Here is a 21,279-nt window from a genome sequence, read left to right as displayed (position 1 = left end):
GACAACGGTCGCCAATTCACGCAACTCTCATGCAAGCGAACATTACGCCATGAACTACACCATCCGCGCCGAAGCCATTGATGATCACGCCACCCTCCATGCGCTCACCGAGGCCGCATTCCGGGACGCTGCGCACAGCAGCCATACCGAGCAGTTCATCGTCGACGCCCTGCGCGCCCTCGGGGAGCTGAGCGTTTCGCTGGTGGCCGAGATGGACGGCAAGGTGATCGGCCATGTGGCGGTGTCGCCGGTGACGATCAGCGATGGCAGCACGGGCTGGTTCGGCCTGGGACCGATCTCGGTATTGCCCGCGTGGCAGGGGCAGGGCATCGGTGCGGCCCTGATGCACGCCGCACTTGAAGCGCTGCGTCAGCAGGGTGCACATGGCTGTGTATTGCTGGGCGAGCCGGCCTATTACGGTCGCTTCGGCTTCCGTGCCGAGCCGGGCCTGGTCCTGCCGGGTGTGCCTGCAGAGTACTTCCAGGCACTTTGCCTGCAGCCTCCGCTGGCACAGGGCGAGGTGCAGTACTCACCGGCCTTCGAGGCGACGGCCTGATCCGGGCCTGGCACGTTCCCGCTCAGGGCGCGCGCCAGACGGTCGGTTCAGGTTGTGGCTTCGGAATGCGGTAGCCGCCGATGTGTTCAAGCAGTTCATTGGTACGGCGCTGCTCGACCAGTACCTCACGCAGCAGGTTGCGCACGGCGAAGATGGCGAATGGCACCAGGATCCAGACCAGGCTGATGCCCAGCGCAAACAGGGTCAGCAGGGCTTTTGCACCATCCATGCACGGCGTTCCTTGGTCGAAAGCAGCCACGCTAGCACGTGGCCGCTGCCGACGGATGTCAGCCGTTATGCCGAAGATGGATGAGCGGATACGGACGGCCTTGCGAATCGAGCGGTGAGCGGCCGCTTTCGACGAAGCCCATGCGCAGGTAGAAGCCGACGGCCTGTGCGTTCTGTTCGTTGACGTCAGTGCTCAGCTGCGGATGCTGGGCAAGTGCGTGTTGCAGCAGTTGCCGGCCGATCCCGGTGCCACGTACGTCGGGATCGATGAACAGCGCTTCCATGTGCGTGCCGTCGATCAGCATGAAGCCCAGCGGCCGATCCTGTGCATCGACAGCAACGGTCATCGGCGCCTGCGGCAGGAAACCGGCCACTTCGGCATCGATGGCCTGGCGGTCTTCGGCACTGAGGAAGTCGTGGGTGGCGTCGACGGCGCGACGCCAGAGGTCGACAAGGGCGGCGCCGTCGTCGGCGCGAGAGGGACGCAGGGTGGTCATGGGTTCACCAAGGTGCTTCGGAAGAGTGCGAAGTATGAGGCTTTCCGGTAGCGCCTGCAGGCGAAGATTCATCCCGCGTCGCGGTGGCGGATGAAGGGGCTGTGCGCAGTCGCGTCCGCGCGCAGCACCACCCCATCCTCGAAGTCATCGCTGTCGTTGAAGGGCACGATTGGCCACTGCCGCCAGTGCGTCAGTCGCTCGCGGTAGGAGAGGGTGGCTGCAACCAGTGCTTCGTCGTGGGCCTGCACGCGTTCCGCTGCAAGCCCGGAACGCACGCCATGCACCACGCATGGCTCCATCACCTCGAAGCCGACGTAGCGCAGGCTGTACATCAACGGCCACAGCAGCAATCGGGTGTCGCCTTCGCGGCCGTCCACCGCGCATGCCCGTGCCGATGAACCGGTGGTGACGCTCAGCAATGCACGCTTGCCCTGCATCACGCCATGTTCGTGGCGCTGACGGCTGTTGTACATCGGCCCATATACCAGCACGCGGTCCAGCCAGCCCTTGAGGATGGCTGGCGCCGCGAACCACCACAGCGGGAACTGCAGGATCACCAGGTCTGCGACCCGCAGCAGGTGCAGGTGACGTCGCACATCGGCGGGTAACTGCTCCAGTTCGGCGCTGTGGCGTTGTTCGCGCTGGGCATCGAAGCGCTCGGGCTGCAGGCGCCGTGGATGGTGCCAGGCCGCTTCCAGCGGATCGAAGCCTTCCGCATACAGGTCGACCACATCCACCTGCGAGTGGTCGTGCCTCAGCTGCTCGGCCGCCTGCGCGGCGAGGTGGGCATTGAAGGAGCGGGGTTCGGGGTGGGCAAGCAGGATCAGGGCGCGCATGGGCGAGGTGTTCGAGGAGTGTGCGACCATCCTCGCGGTGCCGGCATGCCCCGGCAATTACGCACCTTGAGGTAACCATGGCCTATCCGGGCGATGTCTATGCCGCCGATTGCTCGGCGCGCGATGCGCTGGCGCTGATCTCCGGCAAGTGGGTGATGCTGCTGCTGCCGGCATTGGCGCAGGGCCCGCTTCGCAACGGCGCGTTGCTGCGGAAGATCGAAGGCATCTCGCAGAAGGTGCTGACCCAGACTCTGCGACAGCTGGAGCGCAATGGGCTGGTCGAGCGGTGTGACCGGGGCAGCAAACCGCTGCATGTCGAGTACCGCCTGACCGAGGTCGCGCACGGTCTGGTCGAGACGTTGTCCGCCCTGGACCGCTGGGCGGAGCACAATTTCCCGGCGCTGGATGCGGCCCGCGAGCGCTTCGACGCGCGCTAGCGGCGCCTGTACGGCCCGGGGCGTACAATGCGGCCCCGGCGGCCATCCTGGCCCTGCACACACGCGAGAACCGCCATGACCGACGCCCTGGGCGTGCCGGTGCACGACACCGATGAACACTGGATGCGCCACGCGCTGGCGCTGGCCGAGCGCGCGCAGCGCGAGTTCGACGAAATTCCGGTCGGAGCCGTGCTGGTGGGTGCCGATGGCCAGCTGCTGGGGGAGGGCTGGAACCTCAACATCGCCTCGCACGACCCCAGCGCGCATGCCGAGATCGTGGCGATGCGGGCCGGCGGAAAGCTGCTGGCGAACCACCGCCTGCTCGGCAGCACGCTGTATGTGACCCTGGAGCCGTGCGCGATGTGCGCGATGGCGATCGTGCATGCACGCGTCGCCCGTCTGGTCTACGGCGCCAGTGACCCCAAGACGGGCGCCTGCGGCAGCGTGTTCGACCTCATTGGCGACGCCCGCCACAACCATCGCGTCGAGATTCACGGCGGGGTGCTGGCCAAGGAGGCCAGTACACGCCTGACCAATTATTTCCGCGCCAAACGTGGCAAGCCGCCGCTGCTGCTCGAAGACCACGTCGGCGAGGGCTGAGGGGCGAACGGGTATGATGGGCGCCTCTTTTCATTACCGGTAGGCCGCGCGCCTGCCCAGCAACGAGGCGACACAATGGCGGACACCGGCGCGGCCAACGAACGACTGATCTGGATCGACCTGGAAATGACCGGGTTGGACACCGACAACGATTCGATCATCGAGATCGCCACCGTGGTCACCGATGCCCAGCTCAACGTGCTGGCCGAGGGCCCTGAATTCGCCATCCATCATCCGCTGGAAACGCTGGAAGCGATGGACGAGTGGAACCGCAACCAGCATCGTCGTTCGGGCCTGTGGCAGCGCGTGGTGGACAGCACCACCACGCTGGCCCAGGCCGAGGCGCAGACCGTGAACTTCCTGGCACAGTGGATTCCGGCCGGCCTGTCGCCGATGTGCGGCAACTCGATCTGCCAGGACCGCCGCTTCCTGCACCGCCAGATGCCGCGCCTGGAGAAGTATTTCCACTACCGCAACCTGGACGTGTCCACGGTGAAGGAACTGGCCAAGCGATGGGCGCCGACCGTGGCCGCCGGCGTCGGCAAGAACAGCAACCACACCGCGCTGAGCGACGTGCACGACTCGATCGCCGAGCTGCGCCACTACCGCCAGTTCATGGGGGCGCTTTCCGGCCTTTCGACGCCTTGATCGGTAGTGCCGGCCGCTGGCCGGCAAGGCGCCGGGGGCGGATGCCTTTCCAGCGGAAAGGGCTCTGACCCCTCTGTCGTGCCCCGCGACGAACCGTTCAACTCCCTGGCGCTAAGATCGGCGCCATGAACGAGCCCATCCTGCTCCCCCGCGACATCGCCCACGACGCCCGCGACTGGTCCGACCTGCAGCGGGCGGTGGCGCTGCTGGAAGCGCCGACCCTGACCGCGCGCATGGCCAACCTGGTTGGCACGCCGCTGGAGTTCGCGGTGAAAGCACTGCCCAGTTCGGTCTCCAACCGCATCCACGGTGCGGTGCAGGCGGCGCTGACCAAATCGGCGCAGGCCGCGCTGTGGAGCATGGACAACACCCCGGGCAAGGGGGCCTCCACCCGCTGGCACAAATTGGCGGCGGCCACCTCCGGCGCGGTCGGCGGGGCATTTGGCTTTGCGGCCTTGTTCATCGAGCTGCCGGTGTCGACCACCATCATGATGCGCGCGGTGGCCGACGTGGCCCGCAGCGAGGGCTTTGACCTGTCCGAGTTCAGCACCCGCCAGGCCTGCCTGGAGGTGTTTGCGCTGGGTGGCAACTCGCCGCGCGATGACGCCAGCGAGACCGGCTACTACCTGGCCCGCGGCTTCACCACCGACGTGATGCGCCACCTGTCGGCCGAATTGGCCGGGCGCGTGGTGACCGGCCGCGACCTGACCTTGGGCGTGGCACCGAAGGAGGCCGGCAAGCTGCTGGCGAAGATGGTGGAGAAAGTGGCGGCGCGTTTCGGCGTGGTGGTCACCGAGAAATTCGCCGCGCAGGCGGTGCCGATTGTCGGTGCCGCTGCAGGTGCAACGCTCAATACCATGTTCACCGACTACTACCAGGACATGGCGCGCGGTCACTTCATCGTGCGCCGGCTGGAGCTGAAGTACGGGGAAGACGTGGTGCGCACCTGCTATGACCGCGTGGCGCATGGCGCGGTAAAGATCGAACCCCGCCTGGAGTAGATCCACGCCATGCGTGGATGAGCCTTCATGCCGGGCCATCCTTGCCTGCCGGGCACAACTGTTTTGCCACAACACGCCTGTTGCCTTTCGCAGGCGGTCCCCATTCTTGCTGGCACTCCCCCCGCAAGAGATGTCCGCCATGTTGTTCACCTCCCACCGTCTGGGCCCGCTGACCCTGCCCAACCGCATCGTGATGCCGCCGATGACCCGCTCGCGTGCGGCTGCCGGCAACGTTGCTACCGCCGAGATGGCGACCTACTACGCGCAGCGTGCCGGTGCCGGCCTGATTGTCAGCGAAGGCACCCAGATCAGCCCGCAGGGCCAGGGCTATGCCTGGACGCCGGGCATCCACAGCCCCGAACAGGTAAAGGGCTGGCGGCAGGTGACCGATGCGGTGCACGCCGCCGGTGGCCGCATCTACGCGCAGTTGTGGCACGTCGGCCGCGTCTCGCATGTGGCCCTGCAGCCCGATGGCGCAGCGCCGGTGTCTTCCTCGGCATTGCTGGCCGATGGCGTGAAAGTGTTCGTCGACCCGACAGGGGCAGGTCCCGAAGCCGGCGTCGGCGAGATGATCCAGCATTCGATGCCACGTGCGCTGCGCGAAGACGAGATTCCGGGCATCGTCGCCGATTACGCGCAAGCCGCCCGCAATGCGCTGGAGGCGGGCTTCGACGGCGTCGAACTGCATGGCGCCAATGGCTACCTGATCAACCAGTTCATCGACTCGCAGGCCAACCAGCGTACCGATGGCTATGGCGGTTCGCTGCAGAACCGGCTGCGCTTCCTGCGCGAGGTCGTGCAGGCGGTGGTCGCAGTAGCCGGTGGTGACCGCGTTGGCGTGCGCTTGGCGCCGCTGACCACGCTGCAAGGGGCGGTGGACGATACGCCGCAGGCGACCTATCTGGCTGCCGCGCACCTGCTCGGTGAGATGGGGGTGAGCTACCTGCACATTGCCGAAGCGGATTGGGATGATGCGCCGCTGATGCCGGTGGCGTTCAAGCAGGCGCTACGCATGGTCTACCCGGGCACGCTGATCTACGCCGGCAAGTACACCGCCGAGCGCGCCGGGCAGGCGCTGGCCGAAGGCTGGGCCGACCTGATCGGTTTCGGCCGGCCGTTCATTGCCAACCCGGACCTGCCTGAGCGCCTGCGTACGGGTGCAGAACTGAATCCGCCGGATCGCGCCACATTTTTCGGTGGTGGTGCGAAGGGTTTCACCGATTACCCGGCGCTGGAAGAGGCCGCCGAGGCCTGATGCCCATCGGTGGGTGCCGACCGTTGGCCGGCACTCCCGGGTTGGATCAGGGCTTGTCGCGCACCAGCGCGTCCGCTTCGACCACGCCGCCATCCTTGCCATGCAGGTACAGGTGCATGTCCTGCTGCGGGTACGGGATGTTGATGCCGGCCTTGTCATAGCCCAGCTTCAGCTGTTCCAGCAACGTGACTTTGGTACCGAACCAGTCGGCCGACTTCACGTAGCAGCGGATGCCGAGGTTGATCGCGTGCGCGCCGAGTTCGTATACCACCACGTCCGGTGCTGGCGTCTGCAGCACGCGCGGGTCGGCCTTCATCAGCGCCAGCGCGGTGCCGCGTGCCAGCTGGATGTTGTCTTCGTAGCCGATGCCGATCACCAGTTCGACGCGGCGCGTCGGTTCGGCGGTGAGGTTGATGATCGGCGCGGCGGTGATCAGTGTGTTCGGAATGGTGGTGTGCTGGTTGTCGGCGCCGGTAAGCACGGTCTGGAAGATGCGCACTTCGCGCACGGTGCCGGTCTGGCCGGCCACGGTGACCACATCGCCCACGCGGAACGGTCGCAGCGTCACCAGCATCACGCCCGAGGCGATGTTGGACAGCGAATCCTTCAATGCCAGACCGACCGCCAGGCCAGCGGTGCCGAGCACGGCCAGCAGCGGGGTGATCTGCACGCCCAGCGTGCCGATCGCCAGCACCACCACGATCACAAGCGATGCGGCATACACCACGTTGCGCAGGAAGCTGCCCAGCATCGGGTCCACGCCCATGCGCGCGGTCGCCCGTGGCATTGCATTGGATAGACGTCGTGCCACCCACAGGCCGACCAGCAGCACCACGATCGCGGCCAGCAACGGTACGCCGTAGGTTTCCAGCAGGCGCTCCCAGTCGAGCGAGTGGAACCAGGGCGTTGCGGCGGGCGAGGGCGGTGCGGCGGCGATCATGCGGAAATTCCTTTGCTGCTGCGGGACAGGTGCGAGGTACGCGTGGCGTGCAAGGACGCCAGAAACAGCAAGCCCCGCAGAGGCGGGGCTTGCGTGCAGCAGCAGTATCGGCTGACGCCGATGAACACGACGTCAGCCTGCGGCCTTTACGGCATCAGCCGTTGGCCTTCAGCTTGGCCAGGCGCAGCCAGGTATCGACCACGGTGTCCGGGTTCAGCGACACCGACTCGATGCCTTCCTGCATCAGCCACTCGGCCAGATCCGGGTGATCGGACGGGCCCTGGCCGCAGATGCCGACATACTTGCCCTTGGCACGTGCTGCCTTGATCGCCATCGACAGCAGCTTCTTCACTGCCGGGTTACGCTCGTCGAACAGGTGCGCGACGATCGACGAGTCGCGGTCCAGGCCCAGGCTCAGCTGGGTCAGGTCGTTGGAGCCGATCGAGAAGCCGTCGAAGATTTCCAGGAATTCATCGGCGAGCAGTGCGTTGGACGGCACTTCGCACATCATGATGATCTTCAGGCCGTTCTCGCCCTGCTTCAGGCCGTTCTGTTCCAGCACCTCGATGACCTTGCGGCCTTCTTCCAGGGTGCGCACGAACGGAATCATGACCCACAGGTTGTCCAGGCCCATTTCGTTGCGCACGCGCAGCACGGCCTTGCACTCCAGCGCGAAGGCGGCCGAGAAGCTCGGGTCGACGTAACGGCTGGCGCCGCGGAAGCCGATCATCGGGTTCTCTTCGTGCGGCTCGTAGTTGCTGCCGCCGATCAGGTTGGCGTACTCGTTGGACTTGAAGTCCGACAGGCGCACGATCACCGGGTTCGGCGCGACCGAAGCAGTGAGGGTGGCGATGCCTTCGGCCAGGCGGTCCACGTAGAAGCTGACCGGATCACCGTAGCCGGCGATCTTCTCGTCGATCTTCTTCTTGGTCGCGGCATCCTGGCGGTCGTATTCCAGCAGCGCGTTCGGGTGGATGCCGATGTGGCTGGCGATGATCATTTCCAGGCGGGCCAGGCCGATACCGGCGTTCGGCAGCTGGCCGAAGTCGAAGGCACGTTCCGGGTTGGCCACGTTCATCATGATCTTCAGCGGTGCCGGCGGCATGTTGCCCAGATCGGTGGTGGTGCGCTCGAAGCCGAGCTTGCCCTCGTAGATGAAGCCGGTATCGCCTTCAGCGCAGCTGACGGTGACCAGCTGGCCATCTTCGATGACCTTGGTGGCGTTGCCCGAACCGACCACGGCCGGCACGCCCAGCTCGCGCGCGATGATCGCGGCGTGGCAGGTACGGCCACCGCGGTTGGTGACGATGGCCGAGGCGCGCTTCATCACCGGCTCCCAATCGGGATCGGTCATGTCGGCGATCAGCACGTCGCCCGGCTGCACGCGGTTCATGTCGTCCAGCGTCTTGACCACGCGGGCCACGCCCGAGCCGATCTTGGCACCGACGGCACGGCCTTCGGCCAGCACGTTGCCGCCCTTTTCGGTCAGCGCGAAGCGCTCGATCTGGGTGGCGTGGCTGCGCGACTTCACCGTTTCCGGGCGTGCCTGCACGATGAACAGCTTGCCGCTGACACCGTCCTTGGCCCACTCGATGTCCATCGGGCGGCCGTAGTGCTTTTCGATGACCAGCGCCTGCTTGGACAGTTCCTGCACGTCCTCGTCGCTGATCGAGAAGGTGTTGCGCAGCTCTGCCGGGGTGTCCTCGATCTTCACGCGCTCGCCGGGGACGTCCGAATACACCATGCGGATCGCCTTGCTGCCGAGCGAGCGGCGCAGGATCGCCGGCTTGCCGGCCTGCAGGGTGGGCTTGTAGACGTAGTACTCGTCCGGGTTGACCGCGCCCTGCACGACCATTTCGCCCAGGCCGAACGAAGAGGTGACGAACACCACGTCGCGGAAGCCGGACTCGGTGTCCAGGGTGAACAGCACGCCGGAGGAACCGACGCCCGAACGCACCATCAGCTGCACGCCGGCGGACAGGAACACGTCCTCATGCTTGAAGCCGTGGTGCACGCGGTAGGCAATGGCACGATCGTTGTACAGCGAGGCGAACACTTCCTTGACCTTGTGCACGACGTCGTCGGCACCGGTGACGTTGAGGAAGGTTTCCTGCTGGCCGGCGAAGGATGCATCCGGCAGATCCTCGGCGGTGGCCGACGAACGCACGGCCACGGCCACGTCGCCGCCGCCATTGTCGGCGCTCAGCTTGGCGTAGGCGGTGCGGATGTCCTGGTCCAGCTGCGGCTGCAGCGGCGCGTCGATCACCCAGCTGCGGATCTCCTTGCCCGCGGCGGTCAACGCGTTGACGTCTTCAACGTCCAGCGTGGCCAGCTTGTCGAAGATGCGCTTGGACAGGTCGTTGTGCGCGATGAAGTCCTTGAAGGCTTCAGCGGTGGTCGCATAACCTCCGGGAACGGAGACGCCCAGACCGGCCAGATTGCCGATCATCTCGCCCAGCGAGGAATTCTTGCCGCCTACGCGGGCCAGGTCGGCCAGACGCAGTTCGTGCAACCACAGGATGTTCTCGTTCAAGCGCGATGCTCCGTTTGGCCATCGCCCGAGGCGGGCTGAGTGGCCGCGTCCGTAGGAAGAAGCCGATATGATGCCGGGCAGACCGCTGTCGACACAAGCTTGTGTTGGCGGCCCTTTTAGGCTTCGTAGGGGGTAAAAGCGCGCATGTCGACCATCCGTCCGGTGTTCTACGTTTCCGATGGAACCGGTATCACCGCTGAAACCATTGGGCATAGCCTGCTGACCCAGTTCTCCGGGTTCAGCTTCATTACCGACCGGATGTCGTTTGTCGACGACCCCGAAAAAGCCCGGGAAGCCTGTTCCCGGATCCAGGCGGCGGGGGAGCGGTACCAGGTCCGGCCGATCGTGGTGAACTCCTGCGTGGACCAGAGCCTGAGCCTGATCCTGGCCGACAGTGGTGCCCTGATGCTGGACGTGTTCGCGCCGTTCATCGAGCCGCTGGAGCGTGAGTTGTCCAGTTCGCGCGTGAACCGTGTGGGCCAGGCCCATGGCATGGTCGACTTCGATACCTACCACCGCCGCATCAACGCGATGAACTTCGCGCTGACCCATGACGACGGTATCGCGGTGAATTACGACGACGCCGACGTGATCCTGGTGGCGGTGTCGCGCGCCGGCAAGACACCCACCTGCATCTACCTGGCCCTGCATTACGGGGTGCGCGCGGCCAACTACCCGCTGACCGACGAGGACCTGGAAAGCGACCGCCTGCCGCCACGGCTGCGCAACTACCGGCGCAAGCTGTTCGGCCTGACCATCGACCCGGACCGCCTGCAGCAGATCCGCCAGGAGCGCCGCCCGAACTCGCGCTACGCCAACCTGGATACCTGCAAGCGCGAGGTGGCTGCGGCCGAGGTGATGTTCCAGATGGAGCGGATCCCGACGCTGAGCACCACCCATACCTCGATCGAGGAGATTTCCAGCAAGGTGCTGGCCACGCTGGGGCTGCAGCGCGAGCTGTATTGAGGCGCGCGCCACGACCAACGGTCGTGGCCTACCGATGCTGCGGGAAACCCTCGTGCGTGGTGGGTATCGACCGGTGGTCGATACCGGGCCCCTTTGGCCGGGGCGATCCCGCCCCCACGTTGAAGCACCAACGTGTAGGATCGACCCATGGCCCGAGCCTTGCCCCGCACCGAACGCATTCCCCGCCTGAGCCGGCTGAGCTGGCTCATGGGCCTGTACGCGGAGAACTACCGCCACCTGGTGCGCCTGTTCGAACCGGCCGGACTGGTGGCGGGCAGCTACATTTCCTCGATCGGCGACGGCCTGGATGTTCGTTTGGACGTGATCGAGTGCCACCGTTACACGGTGGAACTGCGCCTGACCTATGACCTGGCCGACCCGGTCACCGGAGAGCCGGATCCGTCGGCCTATGTGCGGCTGTACCGTGACGCCCGCCAGGCCGAGACCACCCACTGCTACGTGGGCCGCCGCTGGCAGGACACGATGGGCCTGTATCCGCCGCCGGCGGAGCTGATCAGCCATCGCATGCGGATGAACACCTTCCTCGGCAAGTGGCTGGAATACCTGGCCGAGCGCGGCCACGGCGTCGCCACCCTGCGCCGTGATCCCGATGGTGCCGGCACGCCCACTGAGCGCCGCCTGTCGCTGGTGCGCTGATCGGCCATAATCCATGGCTGACCTGCCGCTGGATGCTGCCCCATGCCGTATACCCCGATCGTCGCCACCCTGGGCTACGTGCTGTCGCCCGATCGTCGCCAGGTGCTGATGATCCATCGCAATACCCGCCCCGGTGACCATCATCTGGGCAAGTACAACGGGCTGGGTGGAAAGATCGAGGCGGACGAGGATGTGGCCGCCAGCATGCGCCGCGAGATCCAGGAAGAGGCCGGTATCGACTGCACCAGCATGCGCCTGCGCGGCACCCTCAGCTGGCCGGGTTTCGGCAAGCACGGCGAGGACTGGCTGGGCTTCGTGTTCGTCATCGATGGATTCGAGGGCACCCCGCACGACGGCAACCACGAGGGCACGCTGGAGTGGGTGGACCTGGACAAGCTGGACACGCTGCCGATGTGGGAGGGCGACCGCAACTTCCTGCCGCTGGTGTTCGATACCGACCCTCGCCCGTTCCACGGCGTGATGCCGTACAAGGACGGCCGCATGGTGAGCTGGTCCTTCAGCCGTCTGTAACCTGGCGAATCGTGTGGGGTGCCACCCATTCCGGTGGGGGCCAACCGTGGTTGGCACGCTCTTCTGGTTGATTAATGCCCGGGTAATATTGACGGCCGCAAATTACCCGGGCAATATTGGTGCATCGCCTCTGATGCCATTGCCATGCCTGCGTCCCGACTCCCTCCCTTCAGTTGCTTCGACGGCCATCGCCTGGTCGCTTCCGGTACCCCGGAGGTGGCGGCGCTGGCGCTGAAACAGCTGCGCGCCGGCAACGCTGCCGGACCGCTGCTGGTGTTCGACAACGCTACCGGCCGCACCCGTGATTTCGATACGCGTGGTAGTGACGCAGAACTGCTGGCGCGGGTCATCGAAGCGTTTCCCGCAGCCGTCGAGGCGGATGCCGACATCACTGCCGAAGATGTGCCGGCAACCCCGCGCGGCCGTGGCCGCCCCAAGCTGGGCGTGGTTGCCCGCGAGGTAACGTTGTTGCCGCGCCATTGGGCGTGGCTGACCGAACAGCCGGGTGGCGCCTCCGTGGTTCTGCGCAGGCTGGTGGAGGCGGCCAGCCGTGCCGGTGCGGACAAGGACCAGCAGCGCCGCCACAGCGAGCGTGCCTATCACTTCCTGCAGACCATCGCCGGCGACCTGCCGGGTTTCGAGGAGGCGATCCGTGTCCTGTTCGCGCACGACCGGGCGGGCCTGGAAATGGCGTTGCGCAGCTGGCCCGAGGACGTGCGCAACCACGCCCTGCGCCTGGCATTCGAGAGCGCCGACGGCTGAGCCATCGCGCCGTCGTTGAGCGGCGGCGCCACCTGATCGCGGGCCACGGCCCGCTTCCCCTGTGCGTGCTTTGCTGGCGGAAACGCCGGGCAGGGCAGCCCTTGCCCAGAGAGTCCCATGACCCCCCCTGTACATCCGACACCCCCGGCCGCACCACCGCTGTGGCGCACCTACCTGGCCCTGCTGCTGCCGATGCTGCTGACCAATGCGCTGCAGCTTGCCGCAGGCACGCTGGACAACATCTACCTCGGCCATCTGCTGGGGACGCAGGCGGTGGCTGCCGCCGCAGCGTTCTTCCCGGTCTTCTTCCTGCTGTTGGCCCTGGTAATGGGCCTGGCGACCGGTGCGATGGTGCTGATCGGCCAGGCCTGGGGCGCGGGCCGGCCGCAGCAGGCGCGCGCTGTGGCTGGCAGCGCGGTGGCGCTGATCCTGCTCATGTCGGTGCTGGTGATGGTCGTGGGCGGCGGTTTCGCTCCAGAGCTGCTGGTGGCACTCGGTACGCCGGCCCCGATCCTCGGCGAATCCATCGTCTATGCCCGTATCCTGCTGCTGGCGGTACCGGTGTTCTTCCTGCTGTGGCTGGCCACTGCGGTGAGCCGCGCGGTGGGCGATGCGAAGACGCCGCTGCATGCGCTGCTGCTGGCCACGGTGGTCGGCCTGCTGTGCACGCCGCTGCTGATCCTGGGCTGGGCCGGCCTGCCGCAGCTGGGCGCAGCCAGTGCGGCAGTCTCGGCGGCGCTCGCCTCGCTGCTGGCCCTGGCCTGGCTGATGCGGCGGTGGCAGCGGATGGGGCACCCGTTGGCACCGGGGCATGAGTTGCTGCGAGCGATCCGTTTCGATGGAGCACTCATCCGTCCGATGCTACGCATCGGCGTACCGTCCTCGCTGCAGATGCTCAGTCTGGCCGTGGCCGAGATCGTGCTGCTGGGCTGGATCAATCGCCACGGCTATACCGCCACGGCCGCCTACGGCGCGGTCAATCAGTTGATGAGCTGGGTGCAGCTGCCTGCGATGTCGCTGGGCATCACCGCCACCATCCTCGCCGCGCATGCGCTGGGGGCGGGACGTACGGCACGGCTGCCCGCCATCGCCCGCACCGGCGTGCTGCTTGGACTGGCGATACTGAGCGGGGTGGTGATGCTGGTTGTGGGGCTGGCGCCCTGGTTGACTAGCCTGATCCTGGCGGCGACCGACGTGCGCGAACTGGCCACGCAGCAATTGCGCACCGTGGTGTGGGGCGTGCTGGCGATGGGAGGCAGTGCGGTGCTGGTCGGAGTGATGCGAGGCGGTGGCACGGTGTTGTTGCCGGCGTTGCTGGGCATGGCGGCCGTATTGCTGCTGGAGCTGCCACTGGCGATGTGGCTGCAGTCCCGGCACGGACTGGCCGGGCTGTGGTGGGCGTGGCCGCTGGGGTTGCTGGCCATGCTGGTGATGCAGGTGCTCTGTTTTGCTCGCTGGAGGCGGGTGCAGGCTGGGTAGTGCCGGCCGCTTGCCGGCAATCCGGAATCGTCGGGGCAGTCGGCCAGCGGCCGGCACTACCACTCGGTCAGGCGGGCAGCTTCAGCGCCGCTGTGCCAACAGCAGGTGGAAGTGCTTTTCGCGGGTCTGGCCGTCATTGCCGGCCGCGGATTCCCGATGGCTGCGCCAGGCCGAGACACGGAAGCCTGATACCCGCAGTGCGAGCTCCACCGCGTCCAGCTCATGCAGCTGGAAGTCGGCAGCGAATGGCAGGCTGCGCATGAAGCTGGCGTCGCCAAAGGCCAGGCACAGGCGGCCGCCCCGGCGCAGTACCCGCGCCAGCTCATCCAGCACCGGGGCCAGGTTCGGCCAGAAGTACAGGGTGTTGACCGCCAGCGCTGCATCCATCGCGGCATCGGCGACCGGCAGCGCCTGGGCGTCGCCGTGCCGCATCGCCGCACGCTCGGCCAACCCGGCGCTGGCCAGCCGCTGGTTGCCGGCCTCGACCATGGCGGTGGACAGCTCGATGCCCAGATAGTGGCTGCCGGTGGCCTGCAGCATCAGCGGCGCGAAGGCCGCGTTGCCCGGGCCGACCTCCAGGACCTGTTCACCGGCGCCGACGGCCAGCAGCCCGATCGCGGCCAGGTTGAGTGCGCCGTTGCTGCGGTTCATCGAGTCGGCGACCGCCAGCGCGGCCTCGCCATGGGGCTGCCGCAGCTGTGCGGCCAGGGTGGGAGCATCCAGCATCATCATCGTCCATTGCAGAGTTTCGGACGTGGCGGCGGCGGGTCCGCCGGTGACCATAGCGCCGACCTTGTGGCTTGGGAAGTAGGGAAACCCCGGTGCAGGGTGATGAGGAAATGTCCAACGTCGCAGTCGGTGAGATCTGGTTGTCCACAGGGGGTGTGGATTACGCGTGGGCAACTTTGTGGATAAGCCGCGACAGGCGCCACCCCCCTAGGCTGTCAAGATGGGTGGCGAAAAATTCACCGCTGGTGAGGGCGGGTGAGGGAGCGGTGAAGGCTGGGTCCTGCCAGCGCTGTCGCCAGTGGCGGCGCTCGCGGTAACCTGTGGGCCTTGATGCTCCGTGAGACCCCATGAAACGTCACTTCTCGATGCTGCGCGAATTCCAGCTGGCCGACTGGTTCACCTTGGCCAATGCTTTCTGCGGCACCGGTGCGGTATTTGCCGCGATGCGCTTCCTGCAGGACGGCGAGCGCGGCTACCTGCTGTTCGGCATGGCGTTGATCCCGCTGGCTTTCATCTTCGATGCCCTCGACGGGCGCATCGCGCGCTGGCGCAAGTCCAGCTCTACCCTGGGCCGCGAGCTGGACTCGCTGTCCGACGTGATCTCCTTCGGCGTGGCGCCGGCGGCGCTGGCCTATGCCTGCGGCATGCAGGGCGGCTGGGACTGGCTGGTGCTGAGCTACTTCGTCTGCTGCGGCGTCAGCCGCCTGGCGCGCTACAACGTCACCGCCGAGGCGCTGGCCGGTGACGAGGGCAAGGTCAAGTTTTTCGAGGGCACTCCGATCCCGACCAGCCTGGTGCTGGTGATCGTGCTGGCGATCGCCGCCGGTACCGATGCCATCGGCCAGGACCTCTGGTTCGGCCAGTGGCAGATCGGTCCGTGGCAGCTGCACCCGATGGTGCTGCTGTTCGCCCTGTCCGGGTCGCTGATGATCAGCAAGACCCTGCGCATTCCCAAGCCATGAGCCAGCCCTGCGGAGGCCTGTGATGACCAGCTCGGCCCATGACGCCGGCAGCAGCGATTTCGAAGCCCTGGCGCGGCAGTACTTCGGCGCCTGGGGCGATGCCCTGCGCCATGCGAGCACGCCCGGTGCGCCGGCCGGTGACGACCCCGGCAGCTGGCAGCGGTTATTCGACTGGTGGGGCCAGCTGTTGCCCGAACAGGGGCAGGGCGCACCGGAAGATGCCGTGCGCCGGTTCCGCGAACAGGCGGGCAGCTGGTACGGCACCATGCAGGAAGTGGCCGCGCGTTTCGCCGGCCGCGACGCCAGCAGCGCGGACGTGGCACAGGCTTGGCGCGAGGCGGTGCAGGGGCAGGGCGACGGCATGCTGCAGTGGATGCTGCAGGGGGCCCGTGGCAGCACCCACGCCGGCGCCGCCGTGCCCGAATTCGCCGCATGGCTGCAGCAGTTCCAGCTGCAGGCTGGCCCGTGGCTGCAGAGCCCGGCATTCGGCCCGGGCCGCGAACACCAGGCGCGCTGGCAGGCCCTGCTGCGTGCGCAGGAAGAATACCAGCAGCATTCGCGCGCCTATGTCGACCTGATCAAGCGGGCACTGGACGAGGCCTTTGCGTTGTTCGAGCAGCGCCTGGCCGAGCACGAACAGCCGGGCAGCCAGCTGACCAGCGCCCGCGCGATGTTCGACCTGTGGATCGAAGTGGCCGAAGAGGCCTACGCCAAGGTCGCCATGTCCGAGCCGTTCCAGCAGGTATATGCCTCGCTGGGCAACGCACAGATGCGCCTGCGCGCCGGCCTGCAGCGTGAGGTGGAACAGATGAGTGAACGCATCGGCCTGCCGACCCGCAGCGAGATGGATGCCGCACACCGCCGTATCGCCGAGCTGGAGCGCAGCCTGCGTCGCCTGCAGGCACAGGTGGCGGTGCTGGCTGGAACTGCCGAGGTGGACCCAGTGGCGCAGCCGGCGCCGGCGAAGGTGAAGCCGGTCGTACGCAAGGCCGCGAAGAAGGCCGCGCCGGCAAAGAAGGCGGCTGCGAAAAAGGCGGCAGCGAAAAAGGCCGCACCTCGCACTTCCACTCGGACGCGTGACCGATGAAGGGGCCGCTGGGCTTCAACGCCGATGACCTGATGCAGGAAACCCTGGCCATGCAGCGCAAGCTGATGGAAGGGCTGAAGCTGCTGCCGCAGGTGGAAGACGTGGACTATGGCGTGACCGCGCGTGAGGAAGTCTGGCGCGACGGCAAGGTGGTGCTGTACCGCTTCGTCGGCGAACAGCCACCGACCCGGCGTACGCCGCTGCTGATCGTCTACGCGCTGGTCAACCGGCCGTACATGGTCGACCTGCAGGCTGACCGTTCGCTGGTGCAGAAGCTGCTGGCGCTGGGCCAGGACGTGTACGTGCTGGACTGGGGCTACCCGGATCGCTCGGAGCGCTTCCAGACCCTGGAGGACTACCTGCTGCGCTACATCGATGGCGCCGTCGATGCGTTGCGTGCGCGCAGTGGTGGCCCGGTCGACCTGCTGGGTATCTGCCAGGGCGGCGTGTTCGCACTCTGCTACGCCGCGTTGCGCCGGCAGAAGCTGGGCAAGCTGATCACCATGGTCACCCCGGTCGATTTCCAGACGGACGACAACATGCTCTCGCATTGGGCGCGGCAGGTGGACGTGGACCTGCTGGTCGACACGCTGGGCAACATCCCGGCCGACCTGATGAATGCCAGTTACCTGATGCTCAAGCCGTTCCGCTTGAACGTGCAGAAGTACGTGGGCCTGCTCGACATCCTCGATGACAAGGCCGCGCTGGAGGACTTCCTGCGCATGGAGAAGTGGATCTTCGACTCGCCGGACCTGGCGGGCGAGGCGTTCCGCGACTTCATCAAGCAGTTCTACCAGGGCAACGGATTGATGAACGGCACGGTGCGGATCGGCGAGGAAGCGGTGGATCTGTCGCAGGTGACCCTGCCGGTGCTGAACATCTACGCCGAGCAGGACCATCTGGTACCGCCGGACGCCTCGCGCGCGATGCGTGGGCGCTTGGGCACGGACGACTACACCGAGTCCAGTTTCCGCGGTGGCCATATCGGCATCTACGTGTCCGGCCGTGCGCAGCGCGAAGTGCCGGCCACGATCGATGGCTGGTTGAAGGCGCGTGACCTGTAGAGTCGAGATCCTATGTTCGTGGTCAAGCCTGCTGGAAGCAGGCTTGACCGACCTTCAGCATGGCCGGATCGAAGTCTCGGCCGCTTTTGAACACGCCCCAGGCGATCCTGGCCAGCTTCCTTGCCAGAATGTTGAAGACGGCGGTGCTGGGGTGACCGCGTTTTGACAGCTCGTCGTAGAGCGGTTGCCCCCGGCGACACCGCTTGAGCCCCATTGCGGCCATGTAGAGCATCTGGCGCAGCATCGGTGCGCCCTGTTTGGACAGCCGACGCCGTCCAGTTCTACCGCCAGACTCGTTGGGCCGAGGATCCAGGCCAGTGCAGGCGATCCACGCGTTGGCGTTGGTCAACGGCCAGCGCGTCATGTAGTAAATCAGGTGGGACGCGACGGCAGGGCCGATACCCGGGATGGTCAGCAGGCGCTTGTAGAGTGCGCCATGCTCTCCATCGCGGCCCAAGCGCTGCAGTTCGCTTTCCAGCTCGGACAGCGTCCCAGCCAGAGCGCAGAACAGATCTGATAGCTCCCCAGGGTCACTTTTGCTTACCCCGAAGGATTGCTCCAGGCGCGCGCGCGTCTCCACCAGCGCTCGCCGCTTGCGCAGCAAATCATGCATCTGCTGCTGCTCGTCGGTACGCGGTACGTATTCACGCAGGCGGTCGCTCTCCTTCTTCACATAGCGGGCGATCGCTTGGGCATCCATGGCATCTGTCTTGCCGCGCGAGCCCGTCGCCCGAGCGTAGTTCTTGATCAGCCGTGGATCGATTACATAGACAACGTGGCCCGCCTGGCCAGCCATCCGAGCCAACAACTCGTAGTACCGCCCCGTCGCTTCCATGCCAATCCGGCATCGCTGGGGCAAGGTTTTGAGCCACTTGGCTATGCCGGCCCGGGTGTTGGCGACCCTGTCACCGGCCTTGCGGTCGGCCACCGCCGGCACGAACTCCTTGGAGTCCACGTCCACGCCAATATCGAGAGAATCAGACATTTGTACGGCTCCCAGCTATCTTTAAAGGGCTGGGGTGGTACCGCACCGACGTTAGCTTGCCTACATCGACGATCCCCTTGGGGGCCGTACGATCCTTTATCGACGTTCGTGTGCGGGATGGGGATCGCTCGACTCGTCTGTCGGCTGGTATCCGGAGATGCATGCTTGACGGTCCCTCCACCCTGGCTCCTACATACAGCGTAGGAGCCGGGAGGAACATACAAGCCATGCCCGACTGACCTGGGGGGATGATGACGTACTGGATTCTGTTGATTCTTGCGGCACTGCTGGCAGCGCCGCTTGCCCACACCGCACCCAGTGCGGATGCACGGCGGGAGATCGCCCAGCTGATCGCCAGCCTGGACGGCTCCCAATGCCGCTTCCAGCGCAATGGCAGCTGGCACGATGGCAGTGATGCGCGCGCGCACCTGCAGCGCAAGTACGACTACCTGCTGAAGAAGGACATGGTGGACAGCGCCGAGCAGTTCATCGAGCGCGCTGCCAGCCAGAGCAGCATGAGTGGCAAGCCCTACCGCATCCAGTGTCCGGGACAGCCTGAACAGACCGCAGCCGCCTGGTTCGGCGCACGCCTGCAGGCCCTGCGCCACCGCACGCCGTAGACATGGGGGCGGTGTAGAGTCGAGCCATGCTCGACTGCTTTTTCCCGCAGCCCAGGAGAACCGCCATGAACACCACGCCGCGCACGCTGTCGCGTTCGTTGAACGACCGCATGATTGCCGGCGTGATGGGCGGCATCGCCCACCGCTTCGGCTGGAACCCCACGCTGGTGCGGATCGTGTTCGTGCTGGTCTCGATCGGCTCGGCGGCCTTCCCTGGCATCCTGGTCTACCTGATCCTGTGGCTGCTGATGCCGAACGAGGCCGATTGAAGACTGCCCCTGAGCCCTGGCCGATCTGGCTGCGCGCGCTGCAGGTACTGGGCGCGGTGTGGACGTCACCCAATTCCCTGATCGGCCTGATCGGCGGCCTGGCCGGCATGCTCGGCGGCGCGACATTGCGCTGGAGCGGCCGTGACTGTGCGTTGGTGTTCGACCGCTGGCCGTGGGGGCCGGGTGGGGCGATCACGCTGGGCAATGTGATCCTGCATACCGGTCATGATCTGGGCATTTCGTGCCGGACCTATGCGCATCAGGCGGGGTGGGGCGTGGAGCCGCTGATCCGGCTGGACGACCACGAACGCGCGCACGTCTACCAGTACATGGTGCTGGGGCCGCTGTACCTGCCGGTGTACCTGCTGTGTGGCGGGGTGAGTGCGCGGAATCCATTCGAGCGCGCGGCCGATCATTTTGCCCGGTTCGGGCACGGCTGGTGGCCGTAGGTTCCAGCCAACGGCGCAGCCCCTCGTGGCGTGGTCGCGGAATACGTTTCATGCGATTGGGCCGGGCGGGATGGGTTCGCGGGACACGCCGTAAACCCATCCATGGGGGCTCGATGGCGCCATCCATGGCGCCAACGGTCCCGCGAACCCATCCCGCCCGACCTCTGACAGTTTCCGTGCGCGTCCAGCCACGGAGAAGAATAAGAACGGCAAAAGCGGGTCGCGCGCTGCGCTTGCTCGTGTAGAGCCGAGCCCACGCTCGGCTGCTTTCAGGCCAGCTCGCGAAGCCGAGCGCAGGCTCGGCTCTACAACAAAAAAGCGGCCAGCCAGGCTGCCTTTGCTTTTGATCTTCTTTTTTCTTCTCCGTGGGTGGCGGCAGGCACCAGGAATCTGTCAGCGGCCGGGAGGGTGGGTAGGGCGGGGTGTCCGCGGCATGGATGCCGCGGCCAAGCCCCCATGGATGGGTTCACGGCGTCCCCGGCCTACCCACCCTCCCGGCCAGCCCACAGGAAACCGGCTTTCCGCGACCAACCAAACCACCCACGAGGGGCTGCGCCGTTGGCTGGAATCCCCCACCGATTCGTTAGCCGGAAGTTAAAGATCCGTAAGCATTCTGCTGCGATCCCGCCGTCATCTGCATGCAACCGATCGTCATTAGCCTTCGTGACGTTCCAGTCAGGTTCGACGCGGTAAGCTCTCCCTCGATGAGCTCGCAGCATCGCTCATCGAGTGCAGTACGCAGTAGCAATTTGGAGGAATACATCACATGGCAATCGTTCTTTATGTCGGTGGTAGCAAGGATGGCGAGAAGGGCGTGGTGCCCTACGGCTTCAGCAAATCCCGCGCCGACACCGCGCTGGGGCCGGAGTTCTACACGGAGCGGTTCATGGAACTGCAGGGTGTCGGCAAGGTCCGCCTGATGGCCCTGGAAGGCATGCGTGACGAGATCGTCATGCAGCGCGCCGCCCGCCACTACCGCTGACCTCCGCAACACGCGGCAGGGCGCGCCCACCATCGCGCGCCCGCGCCGGCATCCCAGCCCAGGGCCAGTCCGAGCCCTCTCCTTGCCAGGATGCCGGCGTCCAATCCGGCCCCGCCGCTGAACCTCGGCCCCTGTCAATGCCTTGTCCGGCTCCGTCGTGGGTTGCCAGAATGGGGTCTTCCCGTACCGCGGCACAGACCTGAAGC

General features: G+C 66.3%; 25 protein-coding genes. 18 read left to right on the top strand and 7 right to left on the bottom strand.

Annotated features, from left to right (window positions below; all coding sequences use genetic code 11):
* Positions 1-49 precede the first annotated feature (49 nt).
* The gene (locus tag GOC52_RS12690; protein ID WP_071306062.1) at positions 50-556 is read left to right on the top strand and encodes a GNAT family N-acetyltransferase; all 507 of its coding nucleotides are present in this window, start codon (positions 50-52) and stop codon (positions 554-556) included.
* A gap of 22 nt (positions 557-578) precedes the next feature.
* Here GOC52_RS12690 and GOC52_RS12685 read toward each other — a convergent pair whose 3' ends face one another.
* The 3 genes from GOC52_RS12685 to GOC52_RS12675 all read right to left on the bottom strand — a co-directional run bounded on the left by GOC52_RS12685 (position 579) and on the right by GOC52_RS12675 (position 2,117).
* Positions 579-785 (bottom strand): hypothetical protein, encoded by a 207-nt coding sequence (locus GOC52_RS12685; protein WP_005410107.1) that lies wholly within the window; start codon positions 783-785, stop codon positions 579-581.
* A gap of 58 nt (positions 786-843) precedes the next feature.
* A complete protein-coding gene (locus GOC52_RS12680; protein WP_010484891.1) occupies positions 844-1,281 on the bottom strand; it encodes an acetyltransferase in 438 nt (145 codons plus the stop codon).
* Positions 1,282-1,349: 68 nt separating this feature from the next.
* Positions 1,350-2,117: an NAD(P)H-dependent oxidoreductase gene (locus tag GOC52_RS12675; RefSeq protein WP_043403253.1), complete on the bottom strand. Its 768-nt coding sequence runs from the start codon at positions 2,115-2,117 to the stop codon at positions 1,350-1,352.
* Positions 2,118-2,194: 77 nt separating this feature from the next.
* Between GOC52_RS12675 and GOC52_RS12670 the strand changes: the two genes are divergently transcribed.
* From GOC52_RS12670 to GOC52_RS12650, 5 genes are all read left to right on the top strand, one after another.
* Positions 2,195-2,554: a winged helix-turn-helix transcriptional regulator gene (locus tag GOC52_RS12670; protein ID WP_010484895.1), complete on the top strand. Its 360-nt coding sequence runs from the start codon at positions 2,195-2,197 to the stop codon at positions 2,552-2,554.
* Between the two features lie 75 nt (positions 2,555-2,629).
* Positions 2,630-3,154 (top strand): tRNA adenosine(34) deaminase TadA, encoded by a 525-nt coding sequence (gene tadA, locus GOC52_RS12665; protein WP_049436615.1) that lies wholly within the window; start codon positions 2,630-2,632, stop codon positions 3,152-3,154.
* A gap of 75 nt (positions 3,155-3,229) precedes the next feature.
* On the top strand, positions 3,230-3,802 hold the full coding sequence (gene orn, locus GOC52_RS12660) for an oligoribonuclease (protein WP_043402905.1): 573 nt from the start codon (positions 3,230-3,232) through the stop codon (positions 3,800-3,802).
* A gap of 125 nt (positions 3,803-3,927) precedes the next feature.
* Complete coding sequence (locus GOC52_RS12655; RefSeq protein WP_010484901.1) at positions 3,928-4,803, top strand: EcsC family protein; 876 nt, start codon at positions 3,928-3,930, stop codon at positions 4,801-4,803.
* A gap of 139 nt (positions 4,804-4,942) precedes the next feature.
* Entirely contained in the window at positions 4,943-6,058 is a 1,116-nt protein-coding gene (locus GOC52_RS12650) for an alkene reductase (protein ID WP_043402908.1), read from the top strand.
* 46 nt (positions 6,059-6,104) lie between these two features.
* On the opposite strand, the gene GOC52_RS12645 is transcribed toward GOC52_RS12650, so the two are convergent.
* Together GOC52_RS12645 and ppsA are read right to left on the bottom strand one after the other, a co-directional pair.
* Positions 6,105-6,998 carry a mechanosensitive ion channel family protein gene (locus tag GOC52_RS12645; protein WP_191849592.1) on the bottom strand — a complete coding sequence of 298 codons (894 nt, stop codon included), beginning with the start codon at positions 6,996-6,998 and terminating at the stop codon, positions 6,105-6,107.
* Between the two features lie 154 nt (positions 6,999-7,152).
* Positions 7,153-9,531: a phosphoenolpyruvate synthase gene (gene ppsA, locus GOC52_RS12640; protein ID WP_010484907.1), complete on the bottom strand. Its 2,379-nt coding sequence runs from the start codon at positions 9,529-9,531 to the stop codon at positions 7,153-7,155.
* A gap of 144 nt (positions 9,532-9,675) precedes the next feature.
* Here ppsA and ppsR point away from each other — a divergent pair, with 144 nt between their 5' ends.
* From ppsR to GOC52_RS12615, 5 genes are all read left to right on the top strand, one after another.
* Positions 9,676-10,497 carry a posphoenolpyruvate synthetase regulatory kinase/phosphorylase PpsR gene (gene ppsR, locus GOC52_RS12635; RefSeq protein ID WP_010484909.1) on the top strand — a complete coding sequence of 274 codons (822 nt, stop codon included), beginning with the start codon at positions 9,676-9,678 and terminating at the stop codon, positions 10,495-10,497.
* 147 nt (positions 10,498-10,644) lie between these two features.
* The gene (locus GOC52_RS12630) at positions 10,645-11,154 is read left to right on the top strand and encodes a DUF1249 domain-containing protein (RefSeq protein WP_010484911.1); all 510 of its coding nucleotides are present in this window, start codon (positions 10,645-10,647) and stop codon (positions 11,152-11,154) included.
* A gap of 42 nt (positions 11,155-11,196) precedes the next feature.
* Complete coding sequence (locus GOC52_RS12625) at positions 11,197-11,685, top strand: NUDIX hydrolase (protein ID WP_043402902.1); 489 nt, start codon at positions 11,197-11,199, stop codon at positions 11,683-11,685.
* 144 nt (positions 11,686-11,829) lie between these two features.
* Positions 11,830-12,447, top strand: a complete 618-nt coding sequence (locus tag GOC52_RS12620) for a DUF2239 family protein (protein WP_019660267.1) — start codon at positions 11,830-11,832, stop codon at positions 12,445-12,447.
* 117 nt (positions 12,448-12,564) lie between these two features.
* Positions 12,565-13,926 carry an MATE family efflux transporter gene (locus GOC52_RS12615; protein ID WP_191849590.1) on the top strand — a complete coding sequence of 454 codons (1,362 nt, stop codon included), beginning with the start codon at positions 12,565-12,567 and terminating at the stop codon, positions 13,924-13,926.
* Between the two features lie 81 nt (positions 13,927-14,007).
* On the opposite strand, the gene GOC52_RS12610 is transcribed toward GOC52_RS12615, so the two are convergent.
* The gene (locus tag GOC52_RS12610) at positions 14,008-14,658 is read right to left on the bottom strand and encodes a class I SAM-dependent methyltransferase (protein ID WP_100446065.1); all 651 of its coding nucleotides are present in this window, start codon (positions 14,656-14,658) and stop codon (positions 14,008-14,010) included.
* Positions 14,659-15,002: 344 nt separating this feature from the next.
* Here GOC52_RS12610 and GOC52_RS12605 point away from each other — a divergent pair, with 344 nt between their 5' ends.
* Genes GOC52_RS12605 through phaC form a run of 3 tightly spaced genes read left to right on the top strand, consistent with a single transcriptional unit; the run spans position 15,003 to position 17,768 of the window.
* Positions 15,003-15,617: a CDP-alcohol phosphatidyltransferase family protein gene (locus tag GOC52_RS12605; RefSeq protein WP_043402897.1), complete on the top strand. Its 615-nt coding sequence runs from the start codon at positions 15,003-15,005 to the stop codon at positions 15,615-15,617.
* 22 nt (positions 15,618-15,639) lie between these two features.
* Entirely contained in the window at positions 15,640-16,704 is a 1,065-nt protein-coding gene (gene phaE, locus GOC52_RS12600; RefSeq protein ID WP_043402895.1) for a class III poly(R)-hydroxyalkanoic acid synthase subunit PhaE, read from the top strand.
* Entirely contained in the window at positions 16,701-17,768 is a 1,068-nt protein-coding gene (gene phaC / locus GOC52_RS12595; RefSeq protein ID WP_043402892.1) for a class III poly(R)-hydroxyalkanoic acid synthase subunit PhaC, read from the top strand. Before phaE ends, phaC begins: the two co-directional genes overlap by 4 nt.
* A 22-nt stretch (positions 17,769-17,790) precedes the next feature.
* Here phaC and GOC52_RS12590 read toward each other — a convergent pair whose 3' ends face one another.
* Positions 17,791-18,753: an IS110 family transposase gene (locus GOC52_RS12590; protein ID WP_019338765.1), complete on the bottom strand. Its 963-nt coding sequence runs from the start codon at positions 18,751-18,753 to the stop codon at positions 17,791-17,793.
* Positions 18,754-19,004: 251 nt separating this feature from the next.
* On the opposite strand from GOC52_RS12590, the gene GOC52_RS12585 reads away from it, so the two are divergent.
* From GOC52_RS12585 to GOC52_RS12570, 4 genes are all read left to right on the top strand, one after another.
* Positions 19,005-19,373, top strand: coding sequence for a YfeK family protein (locus GOC52_RS12585; RefSeq protein ID WP_191849588.1), 369 nt, complete (start codon positions 19,005-19,007; stop codon positions 19,371-19,373).
* Between the two features lie 65 nt (positions 19,374-19,438).
* On the top strand, positions 19,439-19,642 hold the full coding sequence (locus GOC52_RS12580; RefSeq protein WP_010484929.1) for a PspC domain-containing protein: 204 nt from the start codon (positions 19,439-19,441) through the stop codon (positions 19,640-19,642).
* A complete protein-coding gene (locus GOC52_RS12575; RefSeq protein WP_010484931.1) occupies positions 19,639-20,091 on the top strand; it encodes a hypothetical protein in 453 nt (150 codons plus the stop codon). Before GOC52_RS12580 ends, GOC52_RS12575 begins: the two co-directional genes overlap by 4 nt.
* 766 nt (positions 20,092-20,857) lie before the next feature.
* The gene (locus tag GOC52_RS12570) at positions 20,858-21,073 is read left to right on the top strand and encodes a hypothetical protein (protein ID WP_005410085.1); all 216 of its coding nucleotides are present in this window, start codon (positions 20,858-20,860) and stop codon (positions 21,071-21,073) included.
* Positions 21,074-21,279: the final 206 nt, after the last annotated feature.

The organism is Stenotrophomonas sp. SXG-1 (assembly GCF_014083965.1).
In the GTDB taxonomy this organism is placed as follows: Bacteria; Pseudomonadota; Gammaproteobacteria; order Xanthomonadales; family Xanthomonadaceae; genus Stenotrophomonas; species Stenotrophomonas geniculata.
Note: the sequence above shows the minus strand (reverse complement) of the source record. Positions and strands in the feature narration are given on the sequence as shown.